The sequence below is a fragment of the Fundidesulfovibrio agrisoli genome, assembly GCF_022808715.1.
Lineage (GTDB): Bacteria > Desulfobacterota > Desulfovibrionia > Desulfovibrionales > Desulfovibrionaceae > Fundidesulfovibrio > Fundidesulfovibrio agrisoli.
Window position 1 is genome coordinate 1 of sequence record NZ_JAKZKX010000045.1, and the last position, 7,612, is coordinate 7,612.

The 7,612-nt window shown below is 66.1% G+C and carries 6 protein-coding genes, 1 tRNA gene and 1 pseudogene; 3 read left to right on the forward strand and 5 right to left on the reverse strand.

Annotated features, from left to right (window positions below):
• Positions 1-399 precede the first annotated feature (399 nt).
• Together MLE27_RS17700 and MLE27_RS17705 are read right to left on the reverse strand one after the other, a co-directional pair.
• Entirely contained in the window at positions 400-1,524 is a 1,125-nt protein-coding gene (locus MLE27_RS17700; protein ID WP_243313953.1) for a YibE/F family protein, read from the reverse strand.
• Positions 1,525-1,619: 95 nt separating this feature from the next.
• Entirely contained in the window at positions 1,620-3,191 is a 1,572-nt protein-coding gene (locus tag MLE27_RS17705; RefSeq protein ID WP_243313955.1) for an alkaline phosphatase, read from the reverse strand.
• 213 nt (positions 3,192-3,404) lie between these two features.
• Here MLE27_RS17705 and MLE27_RS17710 point away from each other — a divergent pair, with 213 nt between their 5' ends.
• The gene (locus MLE27_RS17710; RefSeq protein ID WP_423747992.1) at positions 3,405-4,139 is read left to right on the forward strand and encodes a superoxide dismutase; all 735 of its coding nucleotides are present in this window, start codon (positions 3,405-3,407) and stop codon (positions 4,137-4,139) included.
• A gap of 321 nt (positions 4,140-4,460) precedes the next feature.
• Here MLE27_RS17710 and MLE27_RS17715 read toward each other — a convergent pair whose 3' ends face one another.
• Positions 4,461-5,039: a hypothetical protein gene (locus MLE27_RS17715; protein ID WP_243313957.1), complete on the reverse strand. Its 579-nt coding sequence runs from the start codon at positions 5,037-5,039 to the stop codon at positions 4,461-4,463.
• A gap of 78 nt (positions 5,040-5,117) precedes the next feature.
• Positions 5,118-6,686: an SDR family oxidoreductase gene (locus MLE27_RS17720; RefSeq protein WP_243313959.1), complete on the reverse strand. Its 1,569-nt coding sequence runs from the start codon at positions 6,684-6,686 to the stop codon at positions 5,118-5,120.
• A gap of 145 nt (positions 6,687-6,831) precedes the next feature.
• Here MLE27_RS17720 and MLE27_RS17725 point away from each other — a divergent pair.
• Positions 6,832-6,908: transfer RNA gene (locus tag MLE27_RS17725), tRNA-Pro, on the forward strand.
• Positions 6,909-7,191: 283 nt separating this feature from the next.
• Positions 7,192-7,347: pseudogene (locus MLE27_RS17730) on the forward strand (transposase); the annotation flags it as partial.
• A 39-nt stretch (positions 7,348-7,386) separates the two neighbouring features.
• Here the strand turns inward: MLE27_RS17730 and MLE27_RS17735 are convergent.
• Positions 7,387-7,612, reverse strand: a 226-nt coding sequence (locus MLE27_RS17735) for an integrase core domain-containing protein (protein ID WP_243313961.1), incomplete at its 5' end; no start/stop codon positions are given.

The window sequence follows — 7,612 nt, forward strand, 5'->3', positions numbered from 1 at the left end:
CGTGCCCCACAGCCACGACGACTAGATCGGAGAGATTTTCAGGGGGGTAGGGGCCTCCGGCGGCCAAGGGGCTGCGCCCCTTGGAACCCCTTTCGGCTTCGCGGGTCATTTGCATCCGCGTCTTTTCCACACCCGTCCAGGCTGCACAGCGGCAGAAGAACAGGTCTCCACTCTCGATGGCGGGCTTCTTCAGTCGTAGTGGCTGACGACAATGCCGCCTGCCACCCTTCCCTGAATCCGGCTTTTTCATCCCACCACGGTTCGTAGCCGCGATGCGCTGGTTGGCGCCGCGCCCCGGCGGGCGCGACCTTGCGCTGGCGCTTCGCCAGAGGGCCGCAGGCCCGGCAGCTTGGGTCGCGCCGGCGGGGCGCGGCGCCAACCAGCGCCACCCGGTTCAAATCATCTTCTCGACAGCAGCCAGGCCCCGCTCAGGGCCGTGAAAGGCGCCACCAGCACCAGCCCGAAGCTCCCCACCAGGGTGTTGAGCACCTCGGCGGCCACGTGGTTCATGTTGAACACGTTGGCCATGGGCACCCCCTGGGCCATGAACACCATGAGCAGCGCCATGGACCCGCCCGAGTAGGCCAGCAGCAGCGTGGTGGTCATGGTGCCCACCACCACCCGCCCCACCCGCAGCCCGGAGGTGAGCAGCTTCCAGAACCCCGCGTCCGGGTTGTGCGCGGCCACCTCGTCCATGCTGGCGGCCACGTCCATGGCCAGGTCCATCACCGCTCCGGACGAGCCCAAAAAGACGGTGGCCAGAAAGATGCGCGTCAGGTTCAGGTGCGGATAGCCGGAATAGAAGAGCGTCTCGGCGTAGGCCTTCACCGAGCCGTGCAGCCGGAAGGCTTCCGAGAAATACAGGGCCATCAGGCAGGTGGCCCCCACCCCCAGCAGCGACCCCAGGTACGCCGCCAGCGACTTGCGGTTCGGCCCCCCAACCAGAAAAAGCACCGAGGCCATGAGCACGGCCAGCACCCCGAGCGTCACGGGCACGGGGTCCGCCCCGCGCAGGAACAGCGGCACCATGACCTTCCAGATGGCCAGGGCCGCGAAGACGAAGCTGAGGAGCGCCTTCACCCCGGACCAGCCCGCGTACACCGCCAGGAACAGCGCGAACAACCCCATGAGCCAGCCCTGCACGCCCAGGCGGTAGTGGTCCTGCGCCACGGCCGAGGCCACCTTGCCGCCGGAGAGCGTCAGGGCCACCAGGGCCTCGTCCCCGGGCTTGAACTGCTTGTCCAGCTCCAGCTTGCCCAGGAACGGGTTGTCCGCCCAGACCGTCTCCCCCTGGCGGGGGCCTTCGAGAATCCGGGCCTCCACGCGCTGGTCGCCCTCCAGCACCACACCGTACTGGCGCACGTTGGCGTCGTCCACGGAGAGCACACGGGCCTTCACGGCCAGGGTGCCCTGGGGCAGGCGCTCCTCGAAGCCGGTGGGCAGCAGCAGAAGCAGCCCCGTGAGCAGGGCGAAGGCCAGGGTCAGGACGATGTCGGCTTTCTTGGCGGTGATGGATATTGGCATGGCTCGATGGAAAGAGGGGCGCGCGCCGCTTGCCTGGTCGGGCGCGCACCCCCGGAGGATGGCGTGGGCGGGCCGCATCCGGCCCGTGAACATGCCTAGTTGGCGGCCAGCTTCTTGCCGCCGCCGAGAACCTCGCCCAGGCGCTTGGAGAGGTCCGTGTTGTCGTAGTAGCCCGAGAAGGCCTCCGCGCCAACGCCCAAGGCCGAGGTGGGCACGGGCATGCCGGTGTGGGAGTAGGTGGTCCAGGACAGGCCGGACTTGGAGTCCAGGATGCGGGTCAGGGTCACGGTCAGGGGCTCGTATTCGCCGTAGCGCAGATATTCGGCCGGGTCTTTGGATTTTTCGCCCTGGGCCGCCATGCTGCGCTTGAAGGCCTCCTCCACCATGGTCAGTTCGTAGGCCTTGAGGTGCATGCCGTAGGGGTCCGCCGGGGAGGTGACGTCCTCGTTGGGAGCGGGGGAGCCCTTCATGGCCTCCAGGTCCGCCGGGGTGGGCAGGGTCAGGCCGAAGCCCTCCTTGATGAGCCCGGCCACGTCCTCCAGCTTGGCCTTGTCCGCCGGGGTGGCGGCCTTGTACTGCTTGAGCCTCTCGTTGAAGGCCAGGAAGGAGAGCTTCTGATTCTTCAGGTATTCGTAATAGTTGCCGTACCTGGTTCCGGCGAAGCCCAGGCTCATGCCGCCGCACTCGTGGTCGCCAGTGACCACCACCAGGGTCTCGCCGGGGTGCTTCTCCGCGAAGTCGGCGGCCACGGCCACGGCCTCGTCCAGGGCCAGCACGTCCATGATGGAGGAGACCGCGTCGTTGGCGTGGCAGGCCCAGTCCACCTTGCCGCCCTCGATCATCATGAAGAAGCCGCCGGGGTTGTCCAGCAGTTCCAAGCCCTTGGCCGTGAACTGGGCCAGGGTGACCTCCTTGGAGGGCTGGGCGTCCAGGGCGTAGGGCATGGCCTTGTCGTGGTCCAGCACGGGGTTCACGGCCAGCACCTTGTCCTGCCCCTTGGCCAGGGCCAGGATGGCCTCGCGGCCTTCGGGAACGGTGTAGCCGTTCTCCTTGAAGACGCTCATCAGGGCGGGCTTGTCGCCCTCCGTTTTGGAGCGCTTGCCCTCTGGGTCCTTGAAGCCGCCGCCCGCGAAGTAGTTCACGCCGGAGCGCGCCGCTTCGAGCGAAATCTCATAGTAGTTGTTGCGCGAGGGCTGGTGGGCGTAAAAACTGGCCGGGGTGGCGTGGTCCAGCGACACCGTGGAGACGATGCCCACCTTCATGCCGCGCTCCCTGGCCGTCTCGGCCAGGGACTTCACGGGCTGCTTCCCGGCGTCAACGCCGATGGCCCCGTTGTAGGTCTTCACGCCGCAGGCCAGGGCGGTTCCCGCCGCGCCGGAATCGGTGATGATGGAGTTGAGCGAGTAGGTGGTGGTTGAGCCCTGCACCGGGAAGCTGTTCATGCGCAGTTTGACGATGCCGGGGCGGTCCATCCCCTTGGCCGAGGCCTGGTAGTATTCGGCCGAGGCGCGCTGGGCCTGGGCCAGGCCGTCGCCGACGAACAGGAAGACGTACTTGGGCCGCGCGGGTTCGCCCGCCCTGGCCTGGGCCTGGAACATGAAGCAGGCGGCCAGGGCCAGCCACAGGAGGGCGGCGGCTTTCACCTGAACGGATTTCTTGTGCAGCATGACATGCCTCCGGAGCATGATGGTGTGTGAAGCAGGAAAAACCCGCCGGGTTACGCCTTCATGACGGCTCCGTATCCGTTTCGGGGCCGCGGGATTGTCCGCGCTTGACAGTGGCTGCGCTCTGCCTCATGGAGCATACATGGAATTCCTTCCCGGCCCTATCCGGGCAACCGCTCAACATAGTTCACACTGCTTACCATTACGGAGGTCTCCATGAATCACTCGGAACATGACGAAGCCCCGCAGGGCGGCATGACCCGCCGCCAGTTCGGCGCTCTTGCCGTTTCAGCAGCGGCCGTGGCGGCAGCGGCGGGGGCCTTCCCAGGCGTGGCCGGAGCCCAGGCCGGTCCCGGCGTCACCTTCCCCATGCCGGAGCTGGGCTATCCCCTCGAAGCCCTGGAGCCGGTCATCTCCGCCAAGACGCTGAGCTTCCACTACGGAAAACACACCAAAGCCTATTACGACAACACGAACAAGGCCCTGGAGGGCAAGCCCACCGCAGGGCTCACCCTGGAGAAGGTATTCCTGGACGCCGCCAAGGACCCGGCCGCCGTTGGCCTGTTCAACAACGCGGCCCAGGCCTGGAACCACACCTTCTATTTCAACGGGATGAAGAAGGGCGGCGGGGGCGAGCCCACGGGCAAGCTGGCGGAGAAGATCAAAGCCGGCTTCGGCGGCTACGACGGCTTCGTGAAGGAGTTCATGGCCGCTGCCACCACCCAGTTCGGCAGCGGCTGGGCCTGGCTGGTGCTCGAGGGCGACGCGCTCAAGGTGGTCAAGACGCCCAACGCCATGAACCCGCTGGTGAACAACCAGAAGCCCCTGCTCACGGTGGACGTATGGGAACACGCCTACTACCTGGACTACCAGAACCTGCGCGGGGACTACGTGAAGGGCTTCCTGGAGAAGCTGGTCAACTGGGATTTCGTGGCCAAGAACCTGGGGTAGCGGGCGGCCTCGCCGGAAGTGGCGTGGAGCGCCCATCCCCGGCCGGCGTAACATGATTCCGCATGGCCCGAGCCCCTGAGCAATGACCGGAAAGAACGGGGAGGCGCTGCCTCCCCGAACCCCTCCGCCCAGAGTGCCGGGCAGCGGAGTGACTCCCCTGCACCCCCAATGGCTTCGCGCCCAGACCTGCGCCCATCGTGATCGCCCTGAACAAAATATCAGCCCGGGAGGCGAAGCCTCCCGGGCTGATGAATGCGGGGTCCAGGGGGATCATCCCCCTGGCGGGGTGCGGGGCGGCGCCCCGCTCTTGATCCTACCGGCTTAAATGAACTTCAGCACCAGATAGATCTGCGACCCCCCGTCCGAAAAGACCACGTTCATGTCCAGCTTGGTCTTCTCCACTGTGTAGGTCTCCAGAGTCTTGACCCTGATGCTGGTCAGCTCTTTCTTGTCGAAATTGATCGTTTTCTTGCCGTTGCCTATCTTGAACACCAGCTTCTTGCCGCCGTCGTACCAGAAGTAATACGATCTCTGCTGCGTAAAGTAGTACTCCGGCACCAGGTCGATGACGTCGCGTTGGTATTTCTTCTTGAAGGTCAGGTCCAGGCGGTAGATGTCCGGGGCCACGGCGGTGATGGTGCTGCCAGCCATGAAGTAGCGCCCCGAGGATTCGGGCGACTCGGTGCGCAGGTCCGCGTAGCCGCCGGTGATCTGGAAATCCAGGGCTTTGGCCGAGGGCTTGGTCTCGGCCTTGAAGAACTCGTAGAGCCCCTGGGCGTTGGGGTCCGGCGCGGCCTCCTGCTGCTGCGCCGCGGGCTGCTGAGACTTCTTGGCTGCGGGGGCCTGGGCGGCGCAGCCGAGGACGATGAGTGCCGCGAGCACCAGCCGGATCATGTTCATGGCGACCTCGTGAGTAAGCGGGTGGCTCCCCGAATACGCCCAATGCCCGCGCGAGGCAACGCCCGGCGGCCATCTGGATCAGCGAGGCCCGCCCTGAGTGGGGTTGCGTTCGGGCAATCGGCAGGCCTCGGCGGATGGCGGGCTGAACCGCCACGGCCCGCGCAGCACGCGCGCGCCGGCCGCCTCGGCCAACTTGCGCATGAGCCCCGGGAACAGCAGCAGGTGCGGCAGGTACATGGCGTACCAGTAGGCCAGGCCCGCCAGGCCGCGCGGCTGGAAGCGGGGCAGCAGGGTCAGCTCGCAGCGCCCGCCTTCCACCGGGGCGAGGATGAACTCCAGGGCGGCCTCCCCAGGGGATTTCATGGTGGCCAGCAAGGTCAACCGGGAGGGAGGGCTGGCTTCATGCACGCGCCAGCAGTCCAGGGCGTCCCCGGGCCGGAGCTCGCCGGGGTGTTGCCTGCCCGGCCCCAGGCCCTCGCCCCCGGCCAGCCTGTCCGCCAGGCCGCGCAGTTTCCAAAAGATGTCCGCGAAATACCAGCCGTTCTCGCCCCCGATGGCCTGGAGCGCGGGCCAGACCAGCCGGGGCGGCCGGTCCAGCAGGGCCTTGAACCCCATGTCGAACACGGGGCCGCCGGAGTAGGGCGCGTCCCCGCAGATCAGCCACTCGGGCGCCTGCGCGGTTCCGGCGTCGGCCCAGCAGGTGGGCACCATGCGCTGGGCCAGATCCCGCCGGGCGGCGGCGAAGGTGTCGCGGCAGCTTTGAAGTTCCAGGGGGATGACATCCCTGATGCGGTTCTCCCGGCAGACCACCTCGTTTCGAAGGCCCTCGATCAGAGGCGTTATCAGGGCGGGCGACACCGGGGTGACCAGCCGCACCCACAGGCGCGACAGCCGTGGGGAGAGAAACGGCACGGGAATGATGATCCGGCGGCGCAGGCCGGCCACTTGGGCGTAGAGCTGGAACAGCTCGCCGTAGGCCAGCACGTCGGGGCCGCCGATGTCGTAGGTCTGGCCCGTGGTTTCGGGGTGCTCCAGGCAGCCCGCCAGGTAGTCCAGCACGTTGCGGATGGAGATGGGCTGGCAGAGGGTGCGCACCCAGCTCGGCGTTATCATCACAGGGAGGCGCTCCACCAGGCAGCGCAGGATCTCGAAGGACGCGCTCCCCGCGCCCAGGATGATGGCCGCGCGCAGGAATGTAACCGGCACCGGACCCGAGGCCAGGGCCTTGGCCGTCTCCAGGCGGGAGCGCAGATGGTGCGAGAGGTTGGCGTCGCGCTCGTCGCCCAGGCCGCCTAGGTAGATGATGCGCTCCACCCCGGCCTCGGCGCAGGCTTGGGCGAAGGTCCTGGCGGCGGCCAGGTCGGCCGCGGCGAAGTCCCTGGTGGCGGGGTTCATGGAGTGCACCAGGTAGTAGGCCGCGCGGCAGCCGCACAGGGCCTCGCGCAGGGAGGCGGGGTCGAGCATGTCCGCCTTGGCCAGCTCGCAACGGGGGTGGGCGGCGAAGGGGCGGCAGCCGAGCTTGTCCAGGGAGCGGGCCACGGCGCGAACGCGCCAGCCGCGCTCCAACAGCAGGGGGGCGAGCCTGCCGCCCACGTAGCCCGTGGCCCCGCTGACCAGCACGGGGGCGTCGCATTCTTTGTTCATCATGGCTTCCTCCGACACCCCGCCCGGAAGGGCGGCAGAGGCAGCATACAGGCCTCGCTCCGGCGAAGAAACGAGAAATTTTCGAGATCGCGAAAAATCTTGATTGACAGACCTCGCTCCCGGGGCTATTCAACGCTTCCTTTCGCGTCGGGATGTAGCGCAGCCTGGTAGCGCACCTGAATGGGGTTCAGGGGGTCGGAGGTTCAACTCCTCTCATCCCGACCACGCGAGTACGAGGGCCTACGGTTATAACCGTAGGCCCTTTTTTCGTTGGGTCGGATTTTGTCCCGCTCCTGTCCCGCTTTTTTCTCCGCTTGCCCACCTTCCCGCCTCCTCGGTATACGTTGAGCCAAGCCCGAAAAGGCGCCTCAAGCCAGGGGGAACTCCATGCTGCGATGCTTCGAACAGAAAGACGCCAAGCTGCCCAGAGGCAAACAGGTAATCCCCCCAATAAAAGGTTGTTCTGAAAAGTAGAATTTTCTCGTAAACCCAGGCGAGGAGATTTTACATGAAGACGTCCCGCTACTCCGACAGTCAGATCCTGAGCATCCTGAAGCAAGCCGAAAACGGCATCGCCGTGCCGGAACTTTGCCGCGAACACGGCATGAGCAGCGCCACGTTCTACAAGTGGCGGGCGAAATACGGTGGCATGGACGCTTCCCTCGGTAATCCTCCCCTTTTTTAGGCTGTCTGAAAAGTAGGGCTATGCAGCCGTTCTCAGTTTCTGCCTCGGAGTGATGCCGCCGATGCCCATGTTGGGCCGTTCGTTGTTGTAAGTCCAGAGCCACTTGGTGGCGTAGTTCCTGACCTCCTCGATATTTTCAAACAGGTGCTGTCCCAGCCAGTCATAGCGCACGGTGCGGTTGTAGCGTTCCACGTAGGCGTTTTGCTGCGGTTTGCCAGGCTGAATGTAGTCGATGCGTATTCTG

Excerpts from the sequence above, each read along its gene's own strand:
- MLE27_RS17700 (WP_243313953.1), bottom strand. The coding sequence starts at position 1,524 with ATGCCAATATCCATCACCGCCAAGAAAGCCGACATCGTCCTGACCCTG.
- MLE27_RS17705 (WP_243313955.1), bottom strand. The coding sequence starts at position 3,191 with ATGCTGCACAAGAAATCCGTTCAGGTGAAAGCCGCCGCCCTCCTGTGG.
- MLE27_RS17710 (WP_423747992.1), top strand. The coding sequence starts at position 3,405 with ATGAATCACTCGGAACATGACGAAGCCCCGCAGGGCGGCATGACCCGC.
- MLE27_RS17715 (WP_243313957.1), bottom strand. The coding sequence starts at position 5,039 with ATGAACATGATCCGGCTGGTGCTCGCGGCACTCATCGTCCTCGGCTGC.
- MLE27_RS17720 (WP_243313959.1), bottom strand. The coding sequence starts at position 6,686 with ATGATGAACAAAGAATGCGACGCCCCCGTGCTGGTCAGCGGGGCCACG.